A 24858-nucleotide genomic window follows, 5' to 3' on the forward strand; every position below is an offset into this window, starting at 1 on the left:
CGGCGCTGGCCTCTCCGCCGGCGCTGGCCTCTCCGCCGGCGCTGGCCTCTCCGCCGGCGCTGGCCTCTCCGCCGGCGCTGGCCTCTCCGCCGGCGCTGGCCTCTCCGCCGGCGCTGCGCCTCTCCGCCGGCGGCTGGCGCTGCCCTCTCCGCCGGCGGCTGGCGCTCCACGACCTCCGTCCGGCGGCCGGCGCTTCTAGAACTGCTGGACCACGGTCTGGCGGCGGGCTTCCTGGACATCGGCCATCAGCTCGTCCCAGACCGGGTCGGCGCGCAGCGGAGCCACGCCGGCCGGCCCACCCACGCGGGCGTGCGAGTACTCCCACCACGCCGCGACCCGTACCGGCCAGAGACCCACCTCGACCGCCCCCGCGATGAAGCAGCGGTGGGCCAGCAGCGTCGCGGCCAGCGTCTCGGGGTCGAGGTCGAGCGTCCGGTCGTCGACGGCTTTGCCGAGGGCCCGCACGTCGCGGTGCATCTCCGAGTACGCGATCAGCCCCGGCATCGCGGGCAGGCGCCGGTGGGCGCCCGGCTCGACCAGGTCGTCGGCGTAGGCCGGGTTGAACACCATGTCGTCCACCGTCACGATCAGCGGCAGCGACTTGCGCCCCCGGCGCACGTCGAGCTGAACCGCCGGAGCCCGGGTGGGCACGAACACCGACTGCGCGTCGAGGACCTCGTCGGGATCGAGCTGGGCCGTGTCCCCGATAGCCGGAATGTGCACGGTGAGCAGACCGCGACGCACTGCTACTTCGGCGTTCGGGACCTCGCCCAGCGCCTCGACGATCTCGAAAACCTGCACGCACCCGTTATACGCCATGGGGGCCACGACCAGCCGCACCGGCCGCTGTTAACACATCATTTCCGATCTATAACTTGGACATTGCGGTGGGAGCGCTCCCATGCCATGCTGTCGGAACAGCCGGGAGCGATGCCCCTCGATGCCTGACCCGGCTCATCCCCGCCACCGTCTCGAGGAGCCACCACATGAGACCTGTCCTTATCCGCGGCCTGACCGCGGCCGCCGCGGCAACGCTCGTCTCCGGTCTCGGCGTCGCCGTCGCGTCCAGCGCGAGCGCGGCCGCCGGTTGCCGGGTCGACTACACCGCCAACAGTTGGAGCACGGGCTTCACCGGCGCGGTGACCGTGACCAACCTCGGCGACCCGATCTCCGGCGGCTGGCGCGTCACCTGGGCTTTCCCGGGCAACCAGCAGATCACCCAGGGCTGGAGCGCGACCATCTCGCAGTCCGGGCAGAACGTCACGGCGGCCAATCCTTCCTGGTCGACCACGATCGGCACCAACGCGAGCGTCAACTTCGGCTTCAACGCCAACTACTCGGGTACGAACGCCAACCCGGCCAGCTTCTCGCTCAACGGCACGGTCTGCACGGGCGTGACCGGCCCGACGTCCCCGCCGCCCACGACCACCCCGCCGACCACCCCGCCCCCGACCACGCCGCCCCCGACGACTCCGCCGCCGACCACCCCGCCGCCGGACGGCACCAAGGTCGACAACCCGTACGCCGGGGTCAAGGGCTACGTGAACCCGGAGTGGCGGGCCAAGGCCGAGGCCGAGCCCGGCGGCACCCGCGTCTCGAACAACCCGACAGCGGTCTGGCTCGACCGGATCGCCGCGATCGAGGGCACCGACGACAGCAGCTCCAACGGCTCGATGGGCGTTCGTGACCACCTCGACGCCGCTCTCGCCCAGGGCGCCGGCTACATCCAGTTCGTCATCTACAACCTCCCCGGTCGCGACTGCGCCGCTCTCGCCTCCAACGGCGAGCTCGCCCCGAACGAGCTGCCGCGCTACAAGGCCGAGTACATCGACCCGATCGCCGCGATCGAGGCCGACGCCAAGTACAAGAACCTCCGCATCATCAACATCGTCGAGATCGACTCCCTGCCGAACCTGGTCACCAACACCTCCGGTCAGGCCGGCGGCACGGCGACCTGCGACACCATGAAGGCCAACGGCGGCTACGTGCAGGGCGTCGGTTACGCCCTGAACAAGCTCGGCGCGCTGAGCAACACCTACAACTACGTCGACGCCGCCCACCACGGCTGGATCGGCTGGGACTCCAACTTCGGCCCCACCGCCGACATCATGCTCGAGGCCGCCCGCGCCTCCGGCAGCGTCAACAACGTCACCGGCTTCATCACCAACACGGCCAACTACTCGGCCCTGCGTGAGCCGTTCGTGCAGCCCACCACCACGGTCAACGGCCAGAACGTCCGCCAGTCCAAGTGGATCGACTGGAACCAGTACACCGACGAGCTGACCTTCGCCCAGGCCTTCCGCACCAAGCTGGTCTCGATCGGCTTCAACTCCAACATCGGCATGCTGATCGACACCTCCCGCAACGGCTGGGGCGGCTCGCAGCGTCCCACGGCGGCCAGCACCTCGACCGACGTGAACACCTTCGTCAACCAGTCGCGCATCGACCGCCGGATCCACCTCGGCAACTGGTGCAACCAGTCCGGCGCCGGCCTGGGCGAGCGCCCGACCGCGGCCCCGGCCACCGGTATCGACGCCTACGTCTGGGTCAAGCCGCCGGGCGAGTCGGACGGCTCCAGCACCCTCATCCCGAACGACGAGGGCAAGGGCTTCGACCGGATGTGCGACCCGACCTACACGGGTAACGCCCGCAACGGCAACAACCCGAGCGGCGCCCTGCCCAACGCCCCCATCTCCGGCGCGTGGTTCTCCGCGCAGTTCCGCGAGCTGATGGCGAACGCCTACCCGGCGCTGTGAGTGACGGGTAACTGAGACCGCCGGGCCCCGCTCTAACCCACGAGGAGCGGGGCCCGGTGTTTTCCGCACGCTTGGGCGGCGGAGTCCGATAAGAAAGAACGGTGGAAATCACCAAGGTCGCCTGGACCGTCACCGGCCGCCGCCTCACCGCGGCGGCCGGCTCCGTTGTCGGCAACCGATACACCGAGAACTACGACGTCCTGCACCTGGACCCCGGCGACCCGCTGGCGGTCGTCGCGGACGGCATGGGCGACGGCCCCGGCAGCACGGTAGCCGGCAACACCGCCGTCGAGGTCTTCGTTCGCTCGCTGCGCGAGCCGGCCCTCTCCCCCGAGCCGACCGCCCTGCGGGACGCGGTCTCCCAGGCCTCCGAGGCCGTACGGCGGGCCGGCAGCAACCTGCCACAGTTGACCGGCACCACGTTGACCGCCTTCGCGGCGGTGGACGCCGACGGCTGGATCGTGCAGCTCGGCGACTCCCGCGCCTACCGCCTGCGCGACGGCCTGCTCGACCTGCTCACCACCGACCACACGATCGCCTGGGTCGGGGTGCTGCACGGCTGGTTCGCGGCCGACTCGGAGGAGGCCGCGGCCGCCCGATACCGGCTGACCCGCTACGCCGGTCACCCCGACGCCCCCGAGCCCGACCTGCTCAACGTGACTCTGCGCCCCGGCGACGTCTACCTGCTCTGCACCGACGGCGTCTCCGACCAGCTCACCTACGAGCGCCTGACCCGCGTCCTGGCCACCGACGACCCGGCCGCCGCCGTGGCCACCATCCTCGACGACACCCTTACCGCGGGCGGCGCCGACAACGCCACAGCCGCCGTGATCCGCGTGGAACGGACGGTCTAGGTTCCGCATCGTCTTCTCCTTCGGCCGGTGTTCGTTTTCCTCGCCGCGTCTTCGGCTCGCCGAGCTTCCCACCGTCGGCCGTGCCCGTCGTCAGCCCTGGGTTGGTCAGACCTCGGGTGGACGCGCGCCTGACCCGCGTCGACCATGATGGACGCCTCGGATACCTCAGCGAGGGAGTTCACGAATGGCCAGGACGCTCAGCTACGCCGACGCCGCGCGGCTGCTCGGCGGTGGTGACAGCAAGCTGGTCACGGCCCTCGACAATGTCGCCGGCGGCCTGCTGCTGGCCGCGGTGCCCGCCTTCCCCGCGGTGCTCGGCCTGTTCGACGCCAAGGCCGAGTTCGCGCGCCTCGGAAAGGAACTGGTGCGCGACGCCGCCGAGAAACGCAGCGGCCTGTCCCGTCACAGCCGCACCCGGCGGATCGAGGCCGCCCACTCGGTTCTCGTGGTGACCGCCTTCTTCGAGGAGATGGCCGGCGCCGACCTTCCCTTCCGCTTCGCCGACCTCGAGCTGACCCGCGCCGAGCAGGAGTCGCTGGCCGCCGGCGGCTCCGGCGCGGCCGCGCAGGTGCTGGCCGGTGACGGCCTGGCCTACCCGGTGCCGCTGCCCTCGCCCCACGAGCCCGACGAGGATTTTCATCGACGGCTCAAGACGTATTACCGCGAGCTCGCGGTGTCGACGCTGAGCTTCGTCCAGGGCCTCGCGGCCGTCGACCGCCTGCCCACCCATGCCCAGGAGCGCGCGGCCGAGGTGCTCGAGGAGCTGCCGGAAAAGGCCGTCGAGCGCTACGACGGCCTCCTCCGGCAGTTGGCGGCCGACTTCCCCGAGGTCGCGCTCTGGTCGGCCCGGCGTCATCACGCCGTGGTGGGGCAGCTCGCCTCCGCCATGTCCGGCATGCAGCGCCTGCTCACCGACATCTCGACCGGCCGTCTGCCCGACGACCGCCGCGCCGCGGTGGCGAACGCCTACCGCGCGGCTCTCGACCGTCCGATCGTCGAGTCGTCCGATGCCCCGCCCGGGTTGCGCATCCCGACGCTGGCCGAGGCCTACGTGCAGCCCCGGTTCCGGGTGGCCCGGGTCCGACCCGGTGTCCCGCCCAGCGACGAGCGGTGGTGGTCCTCCCAGGCCGTCCGCGCCGACCTGGACGAGTTCCTGTCGGGCCACCTGACCTCCCCCGAGGCCGTCGTCGCCCCGCTGCTGGTCCTGGGACAGCCCGGCTCCGGCAAGTCGGTGCTGACCAAGGTCATGGCCGCCCGGCTGCCGGCCGCCGACTTCCTGCCGATCCGCGTCGTGCTGCGCGAGGTGCCGGCCGACGCCGATTTGCAGGACCAGATCGAGTACGCCATCCGGGCCGCCACCGGTGAGCGCGTCGAGTGGCCCGCCCTGGTCCGCTCCGGCCCCGACACCCTGCCGGTGGTGATCCTGGACGGTTTCGACGAACTGCTGCAGGCCACCGGCGTCAGCCAGACCGACTACCTGGTCCGGATCGCTCGCTTCCAACAGCGGGAGGCCGACCAGGGCCGGCCCCTGGCGGTGCTGGTCACGAGCCGCACCAGCGTGGCCGACCGCGCCCGCGCCCCCGAGGACACTGTCGCGCTGCGCCTCGAACCCTTCGACGAGGACCGCGTACGGGCCTGGCTTGACGTCTGGAACGCCGCCAACGCCGGCTGGCTGCACACCCGCGACCTGGCGCCCCTGCCCGCGCCCACGGTCCTGCGCCACGAGGGCTTGGCCGGTCAGCCTCTGCTGTTGCTGATGCTCGCCCTCTACGACGCGGACGGCAACGCTCTTCAGCGCCTGACCGGCGACCTGGGCCAGGGCGAGCTGTACAGCCGTCTGCTCCGCAACTTCGCCACCCGCGAGATCACGAAGCACCACCCCGACCTGGACGACCGCGGCCTGGCCCGGGCCGTCGACGAGGAACTGCACCGGCTGGCGATCGTCGGCTTGGCCATGTTCAACCGGGGCACCCAGTGGATCAGCGAGCCCGAGCTGGAGTCCGACCTGGCCGCCCTGCTCGTCTCGTCCTCCCCGGCGAGCCGCTCCGACATGCGCGCTCCCCTGACCTCCGCCGAGAAGGCCCTGGGCCGCTTCTTCTTCATCCACCACTCCAAGGCGTCCCGGGACGGCGCCGACCTCAGAACCTACGAGTTCCTGCACGCCACCTTCGGCGAATACCTGGTCGCCTGGATCGTCTGGCGCGCCCTGCGGGAGATCGCGGCCCGCGAGGCCGTATCCGAGTTCTCGCTGAGCGCCGCCCCCGCCGACGACGACCGGCTGCACGCCCTGCTGTCCTTCGCGCCCCTGTCCAACCGTCTGCCGGTCCTCACGTTCCTCGTCGAGAACACCGTCGCGGTCTCGCCGGACGAACGGGCCCGCCTCGCCGAACTCACGATCCGGCTCTTCCGGGCGGCGCACCTTCCCCGCGTCGGCCGGACCTACGAGGCTTACCAGCCACGCCACCAAACGGTGCCGGCCCGGCATGCCGCCTACAGCGCCAACCTGGTCCTGCTGACCGCCTGCCTGGTCGACGATCTCAGCGCCCGCGATCTGCTCGGCTCGAGCGCCGACCCGGTCGGCGCCTGGCATCAGGAAGCGCTGCTGTGGCGTTCCCAGCTCAGCAGCGACGAGTGGTCAGGCATCGCTGACGTCCTCTTGCTGCACAGGACGTGGGAGGGGGAGCAGCGGAGTTTCCGGCTCTCAGTGACGGGCGATCCGTCTCCTCGGCCGGTCGACCCGGCGTGGACGTATGGCCTGCCGTACACCGACGGCCGGCGGGATACCTACGCGCAGCACGGCGCCGGTCAGCTCATCCGCAAGGCCAACCTCCAGTGCGGAAACCTGGACGACGTGCTGATGCACACTGTGCAGCCGTTGCTCGGGCGGCTGGGCCAGTCGGTGAACGCCTTCCTGGGGTCGCCGGACCTGGGATACGTCTCCGCCGCCCATCTGCTGCTCACCGCCTGGTTGCTGCCGTTGGGCGAGGCGACGGAAGACGACCGGCTCAAGGTCTACCCAGCTTGCGTCGAGGCGATAAGAGCCCTCGGATCGGATGAGGAGCAGGACGCGGCCCGGCTCATCTTCGATCGTCTCGCGACTGATTCCGGCGCGACCCTGGCTGTCGTCGCCGAGGTTCTGCGCCGGTGCATCAAGATGCAGCTTTTCCTGTCAGTCCCGACTGTCGAGGCGCTCGCTCGCTGCGTCCTCCCCTATCTCGAATCGACCACCCGATATGAGGCGGATGATCTGGCGAACCTCGCCAAAGACGTGAACCTCATGCTGGATTTCCCCGCCAGCGATGACTCGGAACTGATCGCTCGCGTGTGGGTCACGGTCGCCGAGTTGGGGATCGCCACTGCCTACAAGGCAGCTCATGCCGGCTGGGACGCGTATCCGGAATTGACGCGACGGTGGCGGAACGCAGCCCCGTGGGCGGATCAGCCGGAACCGCTCGAGGATGCCGGGGCTGCGTGAAAGGAAGGCATGAGGAGGGCCTAGAACTCGAAGGTCGCAACCACCGGGGCGTGGTCGGACTCCGGGAACTTGATGTCGGTGGCGAAGGACTGGGACTCGTCGTGGAGGAGTTCGTTGTGGATTTCCGAGCCTCGGTAGTGGGCGAGCATGGTGCGGGTGACCAGCATGTGGTCGAGCATGTCGCCGCGGCCCTGGTGGAAGAGGGTGTAGCGGGAGGACTCGGGGACCGTGGCCTCGATGGGTACCAGCACGCGGCCGGCCAGGGCGCCGTTGCCGGTGTCCTCCACCTGGCCGCGGATGGCCAGGACCGGTACCTCGTCGGGGGTGGCGTTGAAGTCGCCGGCCACGACGATGCGGGCCTCGGGGTCGGCGTCCAGGAGCTGGTCGACCAGGCGGCGGACCTCCAGGGCCTGGGCCATGCGCTTCATCGACGAGATGAAGCTGCCCTCGGCCCAGCTGTCGGCGCTGCGCCAGGTGTAGGCGTCGATGGTCTGGCCGGGGATGTCGGAGGGGATCTTGCTTTTGAGGTGGACGTTGATGACGTGCAGGGGGGTGCCGCCGACGTTGAGCTCCACGTGCAGGATGGGGCGCTCGACGTTGATCTCGATGGGGTACTGGTCGGGCGGGTTGGCCGTCAGGCGGCGGTAGGTGGGTGCTTTGACCAGTTCGTTGCGGAGCTGGTGGCGGGCCAGGACCGGGAGGTGGGTGGCTACGACGAGGTTGCGCTCGTTGTAGACGCCGTCGTCCTTGGGTTTCGTGCTCACCAGTTCGGCGCCCTCGAGGTTCGTGCCGGCCAGCAGCTCGCGCAGGGCGTGCAGGTCGCGGGGCTGGCCGGGGCGTTCCTGGCCGTGGACCTCTTGGAAGCAGGCTATGTCGGCGCGCAGCCGCTTGATCTGCGGGCGCATGAGGGCGATGCGGTCGGCGAGCGACGGGCGGACGCCGGCCGGGGTCTCGTCGAAGTTCTCCAGGTTGAACGTCGCGATGCGCATGTGCCGAATGTAGGACTTGAGCTGGGAAAACACTGTCCTAGATCCAGCAGCATGGAGGCGGGTCGATGGACCCGCCCCCATGCGCCGGGTCAGTTGCCGGAGGCGTACAGGTCGGCGATCTCGGCGGGTGACAGAGCGCGGTCGTACAGATGGACCTGATCGACCGTGCCGTCCAGGTTATCGACCGGGTTGCCGCCGTACTTGCCGCGGCCTATCACGGTGTTGCCGGTCGGCGCGGCCTGCGGCAGGCAGGCGCTGACCGAGCCGGCGAGCGTGCCGTCGACGTACAACCGCAATTCGCCCTTGACCGTGTCCCGGACGCCGACCAGGTGGTACCACTGGCCGACGGTGGGCTTGACCGGGGCCAGCGCGCGGACGCCGGCGAAACTCATCGCGAAGCGCTGGTCGGCGCCGGAGTACTGAAGGAAGAAGTCGCTGTTCTGCGGGCCGTCCTGGCTGACCACCGTCTGGAAGCCGCCGTCCGCCTTGTCGAGCTTCACCCAGGCGGCGGCCGAATAGTCCGAGGCGGTGTTCAGGAGCGGCGAGCCGGCGTCAAGGAACTCCGACGAACCGTTGAGAGCCACACCCTGCCCGTTGTGTCCGTCGACGAAAGAACCGGCGGGTGTCAGACCGCCGTAGGAGCCGTCGAGCGGCCAGAAGGCGATCCCGGTCAGGCCGGGCGTGCCGGCCGGCGGTTGCGGCACCGCGGCGCCGGAGCCGTCGGCCGATTTGATGATCTTCTGATTGATGGCCCTGACCTGGCGCAGGTCCATCTTCGTGACCTGACGGTCGTACGTGAAGAAGCCGTTGAGCTCGCCCTCCACGTCCGAGAGCTGGGTGTAGATGGCCGCGCTGATCCCGCAGTACTGCGCCGAGGTCAGCACGTCCTGCTGGTTGGCCACGTACTTCGCGGTCAGGGTGGCCGAGTCGGGCGTCATCTCGTACGCCTGGCCGTCGCCGAACCACATGTGGTTGGAGGTCTTCAAGCCGTAGCCGCCGTGCTCACCGTCGATCGACACGCGGGTCGCCGACGGCGCCGGGGACGCCGGACCCAGGTACTGATGGAAGTCGATCACGTCGCCGCGGCCGGAGTCGCCCTTGGAGTTGCAGCAGTTGACGCCGCTGTGCGCGTTGACCAGTCGGGACGGGTCCTGCGCCTTGACCGCGTCGGCGATCCGGCCGGTGGCCGCCCGGTCCCACTCGCCCCAGCCCTCGTTGAACGGCACCCAGGCGATGATCGACGTCCAGGACGCGTGTTCGCGGACCATCTCGTGCAGCTCGGCCTCGAACTGGTCGCGCCACTCGGGCGGGATCGGGCCGGTGTTCGCCGCCGGCATGTCCTGCCAGATCAGCAGGCCCAGCTTGTCCGCCCAGTAGTACCAGCGGTCCGGCTCGACCTTGATGTGCTTGCGGACCGCGTTGAAGCCCATCGCCTTGTCCTGCTGAAGATCCCACTTGAGGGCGGCGTCGGTGGGCGCGGTGTGCAGGCCGTCGGGCCAGAAGCCCTGATCGAGGTTCGCCATGTTGAACACGATCTTGCCGTTGACGGTGATGCGGAGCTTGCCGTCGGCGCCCTTGGCGGTGCCGACCGTGCGCAGCCCGAAGTACGAACCCACCGTGTCGACCGTCTTGCCCGCGCTCTGCAGGGTGACCGTCAAGTCGTACAGGAAAGGATTGTCGGGGGTCCACAGCTTGGGTTTGGTGATCGGCAGGGTCAGCTCGGTGCCGGCGGCGCCCGTCGCCGTGCCGACGACGCGGGAGCCGTCGCGCGCCACCGCCTTGACGGTCAGGCCGCTCCCGGTCGCGTTGACCTTGAGGCGCAACGCCGACAAAGACGGCGTCGACACCAGCTCGGTGATGCTCGCGCTCGGGACCGGCTCTATCCAGACCGTGCGCCAGATGCCGGAGCTGCCCTGATAGAAGATGCCGCGGTCGCTCGTACGGCGCTGCTTGCCGATCGGCTGGCCGGTGGCGTCGGTGAGATCCTCGGCCCAGACGATCAGCTCCTGAGGGCCGGTGCCGGTCAGCGCGTCGGTGACATCGGCGTCGAAGCCGTCGTAGCCGCCCCGGTGCGTGGCGACCTGCGTGCCGTTGACGTAGACCTTCGCGTCGTAGTCGACGGCACCGAAGTTGAGGCGCAGGCGGTTGCCCGAGCCGACCTTCCAGTTCGCCGGAACGGTGAAGGTCCGGCGGTACCACATGCGGTCTTCGTGCCGTTGGATGCCGCTGAGGGCGGATTCGATGGGGTACGGCACCAGGACGCGCTCGCCGAGGCTCTGCCCGGTGGGTACGGCCTGATTGACCTCGGCCTTGGCGAACTCCCAGACGCCGTTGAGGTTCTGCCACTTGTCGCGGGTGAGCTGCGGCCGCGGATATTCGGGGAGGGCGTTGGCGGGGCCGACCTGGCTGGTCCATGGGGTGGCCAGCGGCGGAATGCCGGGGTGCCAGGTGGGCGGGGCGCTGGCGGCGCCGGCGCCGGCGGGGGCGGCGCCGGCGGGGGCGGGGGCGGCGCCGGCGGGGGCGGCCAGGCCGAGAGAGGCGGTGATCAGGAGGGCGGCTAGCAGGGCATGTCTCTTCACGCGCGATGGTCCCTTCGGTCGCTCGTGTTACGCCATGAGCCAACACATTTCAACAATGTTTCACAGGTAGCGTCAAGGACTCATGGACGTCGATGTTTGCCCGAAGGGGCAGGGAACCGACGTGCACCCGGCTCGCACTCGACCGGCCCGTCAAGCTCCGGCGCCCGCTGCCGACTCATAAGGGCATGAGCGTGAGCAGTGAAATCCGGCCGTCAGGCCCGGAGACCGTCGACGAGCCGCAGGATGCGCTGCTCTCTGACCTCGTCACGTTCATGACCAAGGACACGCCGTCGGTCCAGCACGTCCTCGAGCTGACCGGGGCCCATCTCGTGCGGGCGGGTGGCCTCACCGCCGCGACGGTGTTCGAGCTCGACTCCGAGACCGGCCTGCTCTACCCGACCGCCCAGCTCGGTGAGCCCGGCAAGCGCGACAACTTCACCGCCGGCAAGGTGTTCCGGCTGGCCGCGGGCGCCGCCCCGAAAGTCACTGGCGAGCAGATGCCGATCCGGCTGCGCATCGGCGGGCAGACCGTCGGCGTGCTCCTGCTCACCGGCGGCAACCTGGAGGCGCTGCGCACCGACGTGCTCGCCGCGCTGGCGCTGCACTTCGCCACCACCCTGCAGGGCCTCGCCGCCGAGAAGCAGCGGCAGTGGGTCTCGCACAACACCACGATCATTCGGCGCCTCTTCGAAGAGGGCATGACCGCGACGAGCGTCGAGGCGGCCGGCCGCATCCTCACCAGCGCGGCCGCCGACGGCTTCCGGACCGAGCACGCCGCGGTCTGCCTCATCGACGCCACCGGCAAGATCAGCTACGTGCACGGGGTCAGCTCGCCGGACGACGAGGCCTTCGCCACCGCCCTCGGCGAGGCCATCGACCAGACGCCGATGTGGCGGGCGATCAAGGACGGGAAGGTGGCGCTCGTCAACGACGCCTCGACGGCCCAGGTCCTGCCGAGCGGGCCGGTACGCCGGATGGAGCTCAAGTCGTACATCGCCATGCCGTTGATGTCGGCCGAAGGGCCGGTCGGCATGATCCTGTGCGGGGACTCGTCGACGCCGCGTGAATGGACGTTCCGGGACCGGATCTTCGCCGAGCAGCTCTCGGTCGAGGGTACCCTGATCGTCGACAGCGCCGGCATGCGCCAGGCCGCCCAGGCCCACGTCGCGCAGCTCAGCCACCAGGCGTTCCACGACTCGCTCACCGGCCTGCCGAACCGGTCGTACCTGATCGACCGGGCCGAGCGGGCGGTCAGCGACGCGGCCTCGCACGGTGGCCAGGTGGCGCTGATGGTGCTCGACCTCAACGGCTTCAAGCAGGTCAACGACACCGAGGGCCACCAGGCCGGCGACGCCCTGCTCCAGCAGGTGGCGAAGCGGCTGCTGGGCGCCGTCCGCGACGACGACGTGGTCTCCCGGCTCGGCGGCGACGAGTTCGCCATCCTGCTCACCCGCGACCCCGACGACGCGGTGGCGTCGGCGGTGGCCGAGCGCATCTGCGACCGGCTGCGCCAGCCGTTCACCATCGACGGCAAGCAGGTGACGGTGGGCGGCAGCGTGGGGATCGCCCTCTACCCGGAGGACGCGACGGACTACGAGGCGCTGATGAAGGGCGCGGACGCGGCGATGTACGAGGCCAAGCGCGACACCAAGCAGTACGGCGGTGGCCAGCGCCGCGCACGCCCGCAGCTCGGCTGAAAAAGGAGCCGCAACGCTCAGCCGACGAGGGCGGCGGCTCTCGGCGGGAAAGGCGGCGCTCAGCCGACGAGGGCGGCGGCTCTGGGCGGGAAAGGCGGCGCTCAGCCGACGAGGGCGGCGGCTCTCAGCTGAAGAGGGCGGCGACCGAGATTCCGACGACGGCGCCGGCGGCCAGGAAACCGGCGCCGAACTTGCGGGTCTCGGGGAACCAGGCGGAGCCGGCCCCGACCAGCAAGTAGAGGGGTACCCAGGCCCAGAACGGGGCGGAGAAGCCGGCCAGCGATGGAAAAGCCGTCATGGAGCCGAGCGAGAACAGGCACGGGCCGGCGCAGCCGAGGGCGATGCCGGCGAGAAGGCCGGCCAGAAGACCACGGTCGATCATTTCGGCGGGTACGCGGGGTGAGGCGACCGTGAGGGTCGGATCGGCGTCGCCGGGCAGGTGGACCAGGGTGATGACGTAGCCGGCGGGGTCGTGGATGACGAGGACGCGGCCGTCGGGGCCGGGGCCGTCCTCGACGCGGCAGCCGGATTCCTCCCAGAAGTGGCGGATCTCGTCGGCGATGGTGCCGGTGGTGTCGCCCAGGTCGGGCAGGTGGCCGCCGCGGAGAATGCGAGGGCCGGGGCCGGGCGGCGGGCGCAGCAGAGCAGCCGGGACCGGGACCAGGCGCAGGCCGGCGTGCGCGTGCAAGGTGGCTTCGAGGCGCTGTTCGACGCCGCGGGTGGCCTCCGCTCGGCTGGGTCCCTTCACCCCGCCGACGATGCCAGCCTTTCGCCCGAGATTTCGTGAAACGGGAGGAGCGGGCCGAGGGGGTCAGGCGGCGCCGTCGGCTACTCGGGAGGCTCGGGCTCGTAGGGTTTCGCCTGGTTCGGGGTGGGGGGCCAAGTCGTCTCGGAGGCCCAGGAGCCAGACTCGCAGGTCGGCTATGACGTAGAGGTCCTGGCCCAGGTCGTTGGGCCAGGGCACGGGGACCGGTGGGGGTACCGGCGGCAGGGCCGCGCCCCGGCGCAGGCTGGACTCGGCCCGGGTGTAGCAGGCGGCCACGTCCTCGGCCGAGGTGGTCAGCTGGGCTTCGCACGGCAGGAGGCCGCCGGCCGGGCAGGAGCGGATCAGGGCCTCCGCGCCCCGGACGGCGTGGTGGCCGGCCAGCAACGTGGCCTGCCAGTCGACCGGGGAGTCCGGGTGGTGTTCGCTCTGGTAGAGCGCGAACGACGCCTCGGCCAGCAGGCTCGCGCCCCGGGCGGCCGGCAGGGCCGAGGCCTGCGGGGAGCCCTGGGCCATCACCGCGACAGTCTCGCGGACGACGTCGGCCGACGCCGCCATGAAGTTCGCCGCCGCCCGGCGCAGTTCGCCCGCGCCGCCGCGGGGCCAGGCGAACAGGCCGATCAGCACTCCGACCACCGCCCCGACCACCACGTCCAGCACCCGTACCTCGGCCAGGCGCCAGTCGACCGGCGTGACCTGGGCGAAGACCAGCGTGATGACCAGCGTGAACAGCGCCTGCGCCCAGCCCAGGCCGAGCAGCGGGCCCGAGGCGAAGCCGGCGATCATCACCAGGGGGAGAGCCACCACGTACACCGTCGGGTCCAGGCCCAGCAGCAGCAGGCCGGCCGCCACCACCGAGCCCCCGATCGTGCCGATCAGGGCCGGCTTCAGCGTCGAACGGGTCTCGGCGGCCGACGCCCGCAGCACCGTCAGGATGGTCAGCAGCACCCAGAAGCCGTGCGACAGGTCGAGACCGCCCGCGACCAGCCGGGCCACCGCCAGCGCGGCGGCCAGGCGCAGCGCGCCCTGGAAGGCCACCGACCGGGGCGTCAGGTTCTCCCTCAGGCGGTGCCACCAGAGGTACGGGGTGCTGCGTCCCGCGTACCAGAACGAGCCCGGCACCAGCGTCGCCGGTTTCTCCCCGGCCGCGATGCGCACCGCGAAGACCAGCGACTTGGTCCACTCCCCCAGGGTCAGTGCCAGGGCGCCCAGCTCGAGCCGTTCCGGGGGCAGGCCGCTCGGGTCGGTCTCGGTGCGGGCCCGGCGGAAGTCGGCCAGCGCCGCGGCCAGCTTGTCCGTGTCGGGCAGCGGTCCCCGGCCGTACAGCCACTCGGCGACCGTGTCCGTGCAGCCGGCCGCCGCCCGCAGCAGCCGGGCCGACGCCGGCAGCGTGACCGCCTGCCGGTCCTCCAGGAAGTAGAGGTCGGCCGCCCGGCCGACCAGCAGGCGGGCGGTGCCGGCGGCCGCGCTGAGCGCCCGGTCCCGCCGCGACGCCGACGCCGGCCGCAGCCCGGGTGGGAGCCGCGAGGGCCGCAGCGCCTCGGCCGCCTCCGTCACCTCAGGCAGCAGCGCCGCCAGCCGCGACCGGCCCGGAGCGCCCGAGGCGGCCGGCGAGCCCGACCATTCGTCGGCCAGGGCGTCGAAGCACGACGAGAGCAGCGCCACCGCGCGGGCCAGCCGCTCCCGGTACGGCGTCGGGGTCGGGTCGGGCCACAGCAGGAGTTCGGCCGCGGCCAGCAGCACCACGGCCATCGTCACGCCGGCCAGCCGCTGCGGGAGCGAGCCGGGATCGTACGGCGGAAAGCACGGCAGGATGTAGAGCAGCTGCATCCCGGCCGCGAGCCCGACCAGGCGGGGCCCGCCGACGCCGACGAAGCTCACCGCGAAGCCCAGCACGAACATGCCGGCCGCGGCCGCCCAGTTGCTCACCGACAGCAGCGTGCCCACGCCGACCAGCGCCCAGGCCACCGGCAGCACGGCGATCAGCGTCGCCGCCCGCTGGCGGGGACTGCCCGGGATCTGCGACAGCGCGCCCAGGGCGACCGTGCCGAACAGCGCGTACGGCGCCATCGCCGGCAGGTCGAGGACGTACCGGCAGAGATAGAACCCGAGGCAGGCGACCAGCGTGACGCGCACCGCGCGCCGGATGGCGAGAAGCCCCGGGTCCCGCCGCCGTAACCATTCCATCCGGGGATTATCAGACGAAGGCGCTCTCCCCCGTGATGGCCCGGCCCACAATCAGCGTGTTGATTTCCCGGGTTCCCTCGTACGAATAGAGGGCTTCGGCGTCGGCGACGAAGCGCCCGATGTCGTAGTCGAGCACGATCCCGTTGCCGGCCAGCAGTTCCCGGGCCCAGCCGACCACCTCGCGCATGCGGGTCGTGCAGTACGCCTTGGCCAGCGCCGAATGCTCGTCGCGGTACTGCCCGGCGTCCTGCAGCTGCGCCAGCCGCACGCACATTCCCAGCGATCCGGTCAAATTGCCCACCATTCGTACGAGCAGGTCTTGCACAAGCTGGAACGAGGCAATCGGCTTGCCGAATTGAGAACGATCTTTGGAATAGGAAAGGGCGATCTCGTACGCCGCCAGCATGACCCCGACCGCCTCCCAGGCGACGCCGCTGCGGGTCTGCCGGAGCACCTTGGCCGTGTCCTTGAAGGAGTTCGCGTTCTCGAGCTTGGACGACGAAGGAACCCGGACGCCTTCCAGGACGATGTCGGCGTTCTGCACCGTACGCAAAGCGATCTTGTTCTCGATCTTCGTGGCGGTGAGGCCGGGCGTCTCCCGTGGCACCACGAAGCCCTTGACCTGGTTGTCCTCCGGATCACGGGCCCACACCACGATCAGGTCGGCGAACGTCGCGTTGCCGATCCAGCGTTTCCGCCCGTCGAGGATCCACGAGTCCCCGTCGCGGCGGGCCGTCGTGCGCAGCCCGGCCGCCACGTCCGAGCCGCCGGTCGGCTCGGTCAGCGCGAACGCCCCGATCTTGTCGAACGACGCCATCGACGGCAGCCAGCGCTCCTGCTGCTCCGGCGAGCCGCACGTGCGGATGCTGCCCATGGCCAGGCCCGCGTGCACGCCGTAGAAGGTGGCCATCGACGCGTCGGCCCGGGCCATCTCCAGGGCGAGCCAGCCGCTGAGCAGGTTCGAGCCCGGCCGGTCGGCGATGTCGAGGTCCGCGTACCTCTTGATCAGATGATGGGGGAACTCCGCGCGGGCCCAATGGTCATTGGCGATCGGCACGACCTCGGCGTCGAGGAAGTCGTGGACGCGCCGCACGACGGCGGCCTCGTCGGTCGAAAGCAGGTCCTGAAAGGCGTAAAGATCACCGTCGAGCATATTTGGCTCACTACCCTCGTGCGGCGCGTCTTAGACTTCCGTCCCATGCTCACCATGCAGGACGCACTGGCCCGGTTGACCGCGTACTGGACCGCTCAGGGATGCCTGACGGTCCAGCCGATGAACACGGAGGTCGGTGCGGGGACGCTGAACCCGGCGACCTTCCTGCGCGTGCTCGGCCCGGAGCCCTGGCGGGTCGTCTACACCGAGCCCTCCGTGCGGCCCGACGACTCGCGGTACGGCGAGAACCCGAACCGCCTGCAGACGCACACCCAGCTCCAGGTGATCCTCAAGCCCGACCCGGGCAACCCGCAGGAGCTCTACCTGGGGAGCCTGGCCGCCATCGGCATCGACGTGAACGCGCACGACGTCCGCTTCGTCGAGGACAACTGGGCCTCCCCCGCGCTCGGCGCCTGGGGCCTGGGCTGGGAGGTCTGGCTCGACGGCCTCGAAATCACCCAGTTCACGTACTTCCAGCAGGCCGGCAACCTCAACCTCGACCCGGTGTCGGTGGAGATCACCTACGGCATCGAGCGCATCATCATGGCGCTTCAGGACAAGACCCACTTCAAGGACATCGAGTACGGCGACGGCATCTCGTACGGCGAGGTCTTCGGCCAGGGCGAGTACGAGATGTCCCGGTACTACCTGGACGACGCCGACGTGGCCGCCAACCGGCAGCTGCTGGAGATCTACGCGGGCGAGGCGCAGCGGCTGATCGACGCCGGTCTTCCGGTGCCCGCTCACACGTACGTGCTGAAGTGCTCGCAGGCTTTCAACGTCCTCGACTCGCGCGGCGCGGTGTCCACCGCCGACCGGGCCGCCGAGTTCGCCCGCATGCGGCGCCTGGCCGGCGAGGTGGCCAAGCTGTGGGTGGCCCGCCGCGACGAGCTGGGTCATCCGCTCGGCCTGGTCGAGGCCCTGCCGCCGGCGGCGCCGTTCTCCACCCCGGCCGAGCGGGCCGAGCCGCGCGCGCTGGTCTTCGAGATCGGCACCGAGGAGCTGCCGCCGTCCGAGGCGCGTGCCGCGCTGGCCTATCTCCAGCGCGCGGTCACCGAGGGCCTGGCCGGCACCCGGCTCGAGCACGACGAGGTCCGGACCTTCGCGACACCGCGGCGGCTGGTCGCGGTGGTCGCCTCGGTCGCGGCCAAAGAGACCGATCATGTACGGACGGTGAAGGGCCCCAAGGTCGGCGCGCCCGAGAAGGCCGTCGAGGGGTTCGCCCGTAGTCAGGGTGTCGCGGTCGGCGCGCTGCTGACGGGCGAGGTCAACGGCGTACAGCACCATGTCGTGGAGAAGCACGAAGCCGGCGGCGCGGCAGCGACCGTGCTGGCCGGCGTGCTCGCGAAGGTCGTCTCCGGCCTGCGCGCGGCCAAGAACATGCGGTGGAACGACCCGCAGCTGTCGTTCAGCCGGCCGATCCGCTGGCTGACCGCGCTGTGGGGCGACGACGTGGTACCGGTGGCGCTCGGCACCCTGGCCGCCGGCCGGCAGACCCGGCTGCTGCGCACCTCGGAGACCCCGGTCGTCGAGATCGCGTCGGCCGAGACCTTCATGGAGACGCTCGCCCTGGCCGGCATCGTGGCCGACCCGGAGGACCGGCACGACCTGATCGTGACCGGCGCCCAGGACCACGTCTACCCGGAGGGCCGCATCGACGTGGCCGGCGAGGCGGCGCTGATCGAGCAGATCAGCTACCTGGTCGAGGCGCCGACGCCGCTGCTGGGCACGTTCGACGAGAGCTACCTGTCGCTGCCCGACGCCGTGCTGACGACCGTGATGCGCAAACACCAGCGGTACCTGCCGGTGCGTGACGCGGAGGGTCAGCTGCTGCCGATGTTCGTGACGGTCGCCAACGGCCCGGTCGACGTGGAGCTGGTGCGGGCCGGCAACGAGGCGGTGCTGCGGGCCCGGTACGAGGACGCGGCGTTCTTCTACCGCGCCGACCGTTCGACCTCCCCGGCCGACATGCGCGAGCGCCTGACCCGGCTCACCTTCACCGACAAGCTCGGCTCGATGGCCGACCGGTCGGGCCGGATCGCGGCGCTGGCCCTGTCCATCGCCGACGGCCTCGGCCTGGGCTCGGCCACCCTGGGCCGCGCGGCCCGCCTGGTCAAGTTCGACCTCGGCTCGCAGCTGGTCACCGAGATGACGTCGCTGGCCGGCGTGATGGCCCAGGACTACGCGCTGCACGCGGGCGAGCCCCGCGACGTGGCGGCCGCCGTCTACGAGGCCGAGCTGCCCCGCAACACCGGCGACGCGCTGCCGGCGTCGATCCCCGGCGCCCTGTTGTCGCTGGCCGACCGCCTCGACCTGGTCACCGGCCTGGCCGCCACGGTGGGCCTGCCGACCGGCAGCAGCGACCCGTTCGCCGTACGCCGGGCGGTCCTGGGCCTGCTCGCCGTGCACCGGGCCCACCCGGCCCTGTCCGGCTTCTCCCTCACGTCGGGCCTGTCGGCCGCGGCCGCGCAGCAGCCGGTGCCGGTGCCGGCCGAGGTGCTGGCGGCGGCCGGCGAGTTCCTGGCCCGCCGCCTGGAGCAGGTGCTGACCGAGGAGGGCGCCCCGGTCGACCGGGTCCGGGCCGCCCTCATCCACTACGACCGCCCGTCGGTGGTGGACGGCCTGCTCACCCAGCTGGACACGCTGGTCGGCAACCCGGACTTCGTGGCGGTGGCCGCGGCCATCCAGCGGGCCCGCCGCATCCTGCCGGCCGACACCGCCGCCGGCTACGACCCGGCGGCCCTGGTCGAGCCGGCCGAGCTGGCCCTGCACGAGGCGGTCTCGGGGGTGAAGACGGACTTCGGCACCGACCTGGCCGCCTTCACGACGGCGGTGGGCCCGCTGGTCGCCCCGCTGGCCCGCTTCTTCGACGAGGTCTTCGTCATGGCCGACGACCCGGCCCTGCGCGCCGCCCGCCTGGGCCTGCTGGCCACGGTCCGCGACCTCGGCGCCGGCCTCCTCGACTGGCCGGAGCTGCGCCTCTGACCGCACCCCCACCCGTGCGCCGCGCGGCCCGTTCACCCTCGCAACCGCGCGCGGCCCGCACTCCTCCGGCCGCGCGCGGCCCGCACCCCTCCGGCCGCGCGGCTCGCGCCCTTCGGCCCCGCGCGGTGAAATGAGGCGACGACTCGGGCGCCAGGGGCTAGCCTCCCCCGAATGCATGAAGCATCGAGCGCACTGACCTGGCGGCCGCTCTCCCCCGGCGACGCGAGGACGTCGGCGGACCTGCTGAACGCCATGGAGGCGGTCGACCGGATCGGCGAGTACTACGACGAGCAGGACACCCTCCAGGAACTGATCGACCCCTACACCGATCTCGAGCGCGGGAGCCTCGCCGCCTTCGACGGCGACGTGATGGCCGGCTTCATGAAGACCCGGTACCAGGCGGCGCCGGAGGGAGTCCACCGGATCGTCATGGACGGCGGGGTGGCCCCGGGCTACCGGCGCCGCGGACTCGGCACCCGGTTCGTGACGGCCGGGGTGGCGGCGGCGAAGGATCTGCACGCGCGGCACCACCCGGCGCTGAAGCTGGCCGTCGACGTTCACAAGCCCGAGAGCATGGCCGGCCTGCCGGAGCTGATGACGGCCCAGGGCTTCACGCCGGTCAGCTACTACCAGCACATGCAGCACCCGCTCGGCGACAACGTCACCGGGACGGCGATCCCGGCCGGGCTGCGCGTCGAGCCCTGGTCGGAGCGGAACGACGAGGACTTCCGGCTGATCCGCAACGAGGCGTTCCAGGACGACCCGCTGCGGGCGCCGATGACCGTGGAGTCCTGGAAGAGCAAGATCACGAACCAGACGTTCCGTCCCACAGTCAGTTTCCTGCTCCGCGACGAGGCGAACGGAACCCCGGCGGGCATGCTGGTGACGATGTCCTGGGACGCCGACACCGCGGCCACCGGCGTCCGCGACGCCCGCTTCATGTTCATCGCGACGCAGCCGGCCTACCGCCGGCGGGGCGTCGCCGCCGCCCTGATCGGGCACGCGCTCCGGGCCGCGGCCGCCGAGGGCTACGACCGGGCGCTCGTCGAGGCGGACTCGGAGAGCCCCGCGCTGAAGGTCTACGAGCGGGCCGGCTTCACCCCGAAGCTGCGCTTCGTGAGCTGGGCCCTCGACGTCTGACCCCACCTGATCGCATCGGGCCGCGCCGGTCGGGCGCGGGCCTTGAGGTCTCCGCCAGAGTTGAACCCGTGATCGCGGCACTGAACCGGCTGGTCTCGCTCGTCGAGGCGGCCGACGAACTCGACGTCGCCGAGACGGCCAAGGAACTCGGGACGACCGAGCACCATCTGCGGCGGATGTTCTCGTCGCTGGCCGGCATGCCGCTCTCGGAGTACGTGCGGCGGCGGCGGATGACCATGGCCGCGGCCGACGTGATCCGGGGCCGGGACGACCTGCTCGGCATCGCCGTGCGCTACGGCTACGGGTCGGCCGAGGCGTTCGGCCGGGCGTTCCGGGCGGTGCACGGCGCCTCGCCCGGTGACGTCCGCCGGAACGGTGGGCCGCTCCGCACGCAGCCGCGACTCACGTTCCGTCTGACCGTCGAAGGAGGCAACCCCATGGAAACTCGCATCGCCGACCGGCCCGCTTTCCGCGTCGCGGGACACGCGGCCCGGGTTCCGCTGATCCACCGTGGCCCGAATCCGCTGATCCAGCAGCACATCGCCGGCCTGCCGGCCGCCGAGCACCAGCGCCTCAAGGAGCTCAGTGACACCGAGCCGGGCGGTCTGCTCCAGGTCTTCGACGACCTGGATTCCGATCGTACGGAGGGCAGCGAGCTCACCTATCTGCACGGAGCCGCCGTCACGGCCGGCACGCCCGTGCCCGCCGATCTGGAGACTCTCGAGGTGGCGGCCGGGGCGTGGGCGGTGTTCCGTACGACCGAAGCGTCTCTGTCTGAGACCTGGGCCGCCACGGCGACCGAGTGGTTCCCGTCGAATCCGTGGCGGTTGCGCCCGGGCCCCGAGATCGTGGTGCTGGTCGATCGGGAGGCCCGGGAGCTGTGGCTACCCGTCGAAGGCGCTCAGGGCTGAGTGGGTGAGAGGTCGGAAAGCACCTCGTTGAGCCCGGCCGACGTCAGGTTGGCGTCCAGCGCCAGGAGCTGGGGCAGGACGCCCCTGGTGTCGTTGGCGTAGAGGCCGGCCAGTTCGGTCGCCAGCGACATCCAGCTCGTGGTGGTGGCGCCGGGCGCCCAGGGCCGTGTGCAGCACGCACACGTCCGTGGTGAGGCCGCCGATCGCCAGGTGCTTTCCCGGGGGTACGGCGCTCGAGAAGGCTCATGACGACGCGTACCTCAAGCCCGGGGTCGGCTCCTCCGGATCCATGTGGATGCGCGAGACCACCCGCGACGGCACCCGGGCGAACGTGTCGATCTCCGGCTTGAGCTCACGCAGCGGGGCCAGAAGCCGCTCGGCCCGCTCGTCGCCGGCCTGGACGGCGCCGTCGATCATCACCCAGTTCCGGCCGCGGAACGGCTCGGGCAGCTCGGGGGCGAAGCCGTGCCCGGCCGCCTGCTCGACGACGGGCGATCAGGTGGTGCCGGCCCGCACGCGGGCCCGGCGGTGGGCCGCGTCGACAGTGACGCCGGTGAGGCGCGAGGTGCGGAGCATGACCGTACGGCCGAGGTCGGGCAGTGGGTGGGCGTTGTGCCCGGTGCCGACCGGCGTGACCCGCAGGCCGGCCCGGCCGGCGGCGCGCAGGACGGCGCTGATCTGGTCGGCGCTCTCCGGGTAGACCACGGCCGCCGGCCGCAGGTCGGCCTCGAGCGACCAGGTGCCGCGCGCCCGGTCGTATCCGTCATCCCCCGGCAGGAAGACCGTTCCGGCGGCGGTCAGCAGAGATGTCGCCCTGTTGTCGTTCACGATTTCTCCCCTTCCATTTATCTGTCCGGTCGAACGCGGCGGATTCGGAAGAGAATTGTTTGCGGGCAACACCGTCGGGGCGGTTCACCGTCGTGTGTATTGGCACAAAAATAGCGGTCACGCCATTTCGGCAGCCGCTCGCCCATCAGGAAAACACCCCCTACTGTCCGGGTGTACAGTAGGGGGTATGTCACACCCCTCACCCCGGCGGACCCGCGATCCGATCCGCAAACAGGCGGCGATCCTCGCGGCGGCCCGGGCCGTGTTCGCCGAGCGCGGCTACGAGAACGCCACCATCCGCGAGATCGCCCGCCGCGCCGGTGTCACCCACGGCCTGGTCGTGCTGCACTTCTCCACCAAGGAGCAGCTGTTCGTCGCCGCCACCACGCCCGACCCGGAGTCCCTGTTCCAGGGTGTCCTCGACGACGACGTCGCCAAGCTGCCGGAACGCATCGCCGCCTCCTTCGTGCACCGGATGGAGACCTCCGAGGGCGCCGACCCGGTCATCGCCCTCATCCGCAGCGCGGCCGGCGACCAGCAGGCGGCCAAGGCCCTGTTGCGGACCCTCCAGCAGACGGCCGTCGACGGCTACGCGCGGGTGCTCGACCGGCCTGATCTGGACGCCCGTGTCAACATGATGGGCGCCCATCTCATCGGCGTCGCCTTCAGCCGTTATGTGCTGGCCGACGGCCCGGTCGCGACCATGTCCGCCGACGACCTCATCACCCGGCTGACCGCGACGATCCGTACCATTCTGTTCGATTAGCCTTTCCGCCGGCGCACCATTTCCGCGATCCAGATCGGCGCGTACGGCGACGTGCAGTCCGGCGAGGTCGGATAGTGCATGAGGATTTTCCGGCGCTCATGGGCCGGCATATCAGCAGGACGACCAGCCGCGCGGCGGTGTCTCCGGTCGCCCCCACGCGGACGACCATCATGCTCTAAGGGGTCATCTTTGCCTTAAACCCCCGGTTGGGGTACGCCGGTTGGGTACCGTCCGTCTTCGTGGACGACCCGGAGGACGACTCGGCCTGGCCCTTCGAGGGCACCGGCGCGGACGCGCCGCGGGAGAGCCGCTTCGCGATCTGGCGCTGGATCCTCGGCATCTTCGTCATCGTCCTGCTGATCTGCGGCGGCACCGTGCTGGCCCTCAACGCCTGGCTCGGCCACCAACTGGACAAGACCCGCGTCTCCCTCGGCGATTAGCGCGGCGGCGTATTCTTCGCGCGTGGGGCTGCGGTTCGCGACACGAGGGTCGGATTCGGCATGGGTCGACGCCGTGTGGACGTGCGGCAGCGAGCGGGTCGACTCCATGACGGCCGTTGCCGGGGTGCGGTGGGGGCTGGTGTTCTGGGAGCGGGACGGGCGGTCGTACGCGAGTGTCACCGGGCCCGAGACGCGGACCAGCACGGCGCCGGTGCCGGAAGGGGCCAGCTTCACCGGCATCGAATTCGCTGTGGGCACGTCGTTGCGGATCGCGCCGGCACCGTCGCTGGTCGACAGCGGCATCGAGCTTCCCGACACCTCGCGCCGGACGTTCCGGCTCGACGGGGCGCGCTGGGAGACGCCCGGGGTGGATGACGCCGAAGCCCTGGTGGCGCGGCTCGTGCGGGGCGGGACCGTGGTGCGCGATCCGCTGGTCGCCGAGGTGCTGCGCGGGGGCCGCCCGGAGGTGTCGGGCCGGACCGTCGAACGGCGGTTCCGGGCCGCGACCGGGCTGACGCGGGGTGCGGTACGGCAGATCGAGCGGGCCCGGACGGCGGCGGAGCTGCTGGCGGCCGGCGGGACGGCCGGGGACGTGGTGGCCAAGCTGGACTACTTCGACGAGCCGCACCTGGCCCGGGCGCTGCGGTCGTACGTCGGGCGCACCGTCAAGCAGCTGCGGGGCGGCGACGGCGGCGCGATCGGGCTCGACCTTCCTCAGCGCTCGACGTCGTAGACGAGTTTCAGAATTCCGTTCTTGTACGCCTCGGACTCGCGCAGGCTGAGCATGTGCTTGTCGCGGTCGGCCCGGCCGAACAGGCTCTTGCCGGCGCCGAGCAGCACCGGGAAGACGAGCAGGTTGTACTGGTCGATCAGGCCCGCGTCGGACAGCCGCCGGGCGAGTTCGGCGCTGCCGTGGATGAAGATGGCGCCGCCCTCGCCCCGCTTGAGCTCGGCCACGTCCTCGGTGGAACGCAGGATCGTGATCGGCCCCCACCCGTCGACGAGAGCGTCGTCGGTCAGGGTGGAGGAGACCACGTACTTGGGAAGGTCTTTGTAGCCGGCGTGGTCCTCCGAGCCCGGCCAGACCGGCGCGAACGCCTCGTAGCTGCGCCGCCCGAACATCAGGGCGGCCGTGTCGGCGAGCTCCTCCCCCTTCAGCGACCAGGCTTCGGGCACGAACTCGATGTCCTTGAACACCCAGCCGCCGCTGCGGTGCCCTTCGGACGGCCCACCGGGCGAGTCCACGACCCCGTCGAGCGACATGAAACCGGTGTAGACCAGACTGCGCATCGTTCTGTCTCCTCCTGCCGAGAGCGGGCTGCCGAAAACGACGCT

At 71.2% G+C, this 24858-nt stretch carries 20 protein-coding genes; 10 read left to right on the plus strand and 10 right to left on the minus strand.

From position 1 onward, the window contains the following. Positions 1-195: 195 nt before the first annotated feature. The gene (locus tag ACGFJ7_RS36150) at positions 196-801 is read right to left on the minus strand and encodes a hypothetical protein (RefSeq protein WP_360253830.1); all 606 of its coding nucleotides are present in this window, start codon (positions 799-801) and stop codon (positions 196-198) included. Between the two features lie 185 nt (positions 802-986). Here ACGFJ7_RS36150 and ACGFJ7_RS36155 point away from each other — a divergent pair, with 185 nt between their 5' ends. The 3 genes from ACGFJ7_RS36155 (at position 987) to ACGFJ7_RS36165 (ending at position 7085) form a co-directional block, all read left to right on the plus strand. Further along, on the plus strand, positions 987-2756 hold the full coding sequence (locus ACGFJ7_RS36155; protein ID WP_360253832.1) for a glycoside hydrolase family 6 protein: 1770 nt from the start codon (positions 987-989) through the stop codon (positions 2754-2756). Positions 2757-2857: 101 nt separating this feature from the next. Continuing rightward, a complete protein-coding gene (locus ACGFJ7_RS36160; RefSeq protein WP_360253834.1) occupies positions 2858-3610 on the plus strand; it encodes a protein phosphatase 2C domain-containing protein in 753 nt (250 codons plus the stop codon). 184 nt (positions 3611-3794) lie between these two features. Beyond that, on the plus strand, positions 3795-7085 hold the full coding sequence (locus tag ACGFJ7_RS36165; protein ID WP_392646429.1) for an NACHT domain-containing protein: 3291 nt from the start codon (positions 3795-3797) through the stop codon (positions 7083-7085). Positions 7086-7105: 20 nt separating this feature from the next. Here ACGFJ7_RS36165 and ACGFJ7_RS36170 read toward each other — a convergent pair whose 3' ends face one another. Continuing rightward, positions 7106-8074, minus strand: coding sequence for an endonuclease/exonuclease/phosphatase family protein (locus ACGFJ7_RS36170; protein ID WP_392646431.1), 969 nt, complete (start codon positions 8072-8074; stop codon positions 7106-7108). Positions 8075-8163: 89 nt separating this feature from the next. Beyond that, complete coding sequence (locus tag ACGFJ7_RS36175; RefSeq protein ID WP_392646432.1) at positions 8164-10653, minus strand: LamG-like jellyroll fold domain-containing protein; 2490 nt, start codon at positions 10651-10653, stop codon at positions 8164-8166. A 185-nt stretch (positions 10654-10838) separates the two neighbouring features. On the opposite strand from ACGFJ7_RS36175, the gene ACGFJ7_RS36180 reads away from it, so the two are divergent. Then, entirely contained in the window at positions 10839-12350 is a 1512-nt protein-coding gene (locus ACGFJ7_RS36180; RefSeq protein WP_392646434.1) for a diguanylate cyclase domain-containing protein, read from the plus strand. Positions 12351-12474: 124 nt separating this feature from the next. On the opposite strand, the gene ACGFJ7_RS36185 is transcribed toward ACGFJ7_RS36180, so the two are convergent. The 3 genes from ACGFJ7_RS36185 to ACGFJ7_RS36195 form a co-directional block, all read right to left on the minus strand. Beyond that, on the minus strand, positions 12475-13098 hold the full coding sequence (locus tag ACGFJ7_RS36185; RefSeq protein ID WP_360253844.1) for a hypothetical protein: 624 nt from the start codon (positions 13096-13098) through the stop codon (positions 12475-12477). 63 nt (positions 13099-13161) lie between these two features. Further along, the gene (locus ACGFJ7_RS36190; RefSeq protein ID WP_392646436.1) at positions 13162-15300 is read right to left on the minus strand and encodes an FUSC family protein; all 2139 of its coding nucleotides are present in this window, start codon (positions 15298-15300) and stop codon (positions 13162-13164) included. A gap of 10 nt (positions 15301-15310) precedes the next feature. Further along, positions 15311-16453 (minus strand): acyl-CoA dehydrogenase family protein, encoded by a 1143-nt coding sequence (locus ACGFJ7_RS36195; RefSeq protein ID WP_360253848.1) that lies wholly within the window; start codon positions 16451-16453, stop codon positions 15311-15313. A gap of 45 nt (positions 16454-16498) precedes the next feature. On the opposite strand from ACGFJ7_RS36195, the gene ACGFJ7_RS36200 reads away from it, so the two are divergent. The 3 genes from ACGFJ7_RS36200 (at position 16499) to ACGFJ7_RS36210 (ending at position 21489) form a co-directional block, all read left to right on the plus strand. Continuing rightward, on the plus strand, positions 16499-19438 hold the full coding sequence (locus tag ACGFJ7_RS36200; RefSeq protein WP_360253850.1) for a glycine--tRNA ligase: 2940 nt from the start codon (positions 16499-16501) through the stop codon (positions 19436-19438). 171 nt (positions 19439-19609) lie between these two features. Further along, complete coding sequence (locus ACGFJ7_RS36205; RefSeq protein ID WP_392646438.1) at positions 19610-20578, plus strand: GNAT family N-acetyltransferase; 969 nt, start codon at positions 19610-19612, stop codon at positions 20576-20578. A gap of 68 nt (positions 20579-20646) precedes the next feature. Further along, positions 20647-21489 (plus strand): helix-turn-helix domain-containing protein, encoded by an 843-nt coding sequence (locus ACGFJ7_RS36210; RefSeq protein WP_392646440.1) that lies wholly within the window; start codon positions 20647-20649, stop codon positions 21487-21489. Here ACGFJ7_RS36210 and ACGFJ7_RS36215 read toward each other — a convergent pair. The 3 genes from ACGFJ7_RS36215 to ACGFJ7_RS36225 form a co-directional block, all read right to left on the minus strand. Further along, on the minus strand, positions 21480-21620 hold the full coding sequence (locus ACGFJ7_RS36215; protein WP_360253857.1) for a hypothetical protein: 141 nt from the start codon (positions 21618-21620) through the stop codon (positions 21480-21482). The two genes, ACGFJ7_RS36210 and ACGFJ7_RS36215, sit on opposite strands and share 10 nt — an antisense overlap. A gap of 112 nt (positions 21621-21732) precedes the next feature. Then, positions 21733-21906, minus strand: coding sequence for a hypothetical protein (locus ACGFJ7_RS36220; protein ID WP_392646442.1), 174 nt, complete (start codon positions 21904-21906; stop codon positions 21733-21735). 78 nt (positions 21907-21984) lie between these two features. Further along, entirely contained in the window at positions 21985-22317 is a 333-nt protein-coding gene (locus ACGFJ7_RS36225) for an FAD-binding protein (protein WP_360253861.1), read from the minus strand. 187 nt (positions 22318-22504) lie between these two features. Between ACGFJ7_RS36225 and ACGFJ7_RS36230 the strand changes: the two genes are divergently transcribed. The 3 genes from ACGFJ7_RS36230 to ACGFJ7_RS36240 all read left to right on the plus strand — a co-directional run bounded on the left by ACGFJ7_RS36230 (position 22505) and on the right by ACGFJ7_RS36240 (position 24256). Then, on the plus strand, positions 22505-23083 hold the full coding sequence (locus tag ACGFJ7_RS36230) for a TetR family transcriptional regulator (protein WP_360253863.1): 579 nt from the start codon (positions 22505-22507) through the stop codon (positions 23081-23083). A gap of 239 nt (positions 23084-23322) precedes the next feature. Beyond that, a complete protein-coding gene (locus ACGFJ7_RS36235) occupies positions 23323-23523 on the plus strand; it encodes a hypothetical protein (RefSeq protein ID WP_360253865.1) in 201 nt (66 codons plus the stop codon). A 22-nt stretch (positions 23524-23545) separates the two neighbouring features. Beyond that, the gene (locus ACGFJ7_RS36240) at positions 23546-24256 is read left to right on the plus strand and encodes a helix-turn-helix domain-containing protein (protein ID WP_360253867.1); all 711 of its coding nucleotides are present in this window, start codon (positions 23546-23548) and stop codon (positions 24254-24256) included. Here ACGFJ7_RS36240 and ACGFJ7_RS36245 read toward each other — a convergent pair. After that, positions 24238-24813 (minus strand): dihydrofolate reductase family protein, encoded by a 576-nt coding sequence (locus tag ACGFJ7_RS36245; RefSeq protein WP_392646445.1) that lies wholly within the window; start codon positions 24811-24813, stop codon positions 24238-24240. The two genes, ACGFJ7_RS36240 and ACGFJ7_RS36245, sit on opposite strands and share 19 nt — an antisense overlap. Positions 24814-24858: the final 45 nt, after the last annotated feature.

It is taken from the genome of Actinoplanes sp. NPDC048988 (assembly GCF_043197815.1).
GTDB lineage: Bacteria > Actinomycetota > Actinomycetes > Mycobacteriales > Micromonosporaceae > Actinoplanes.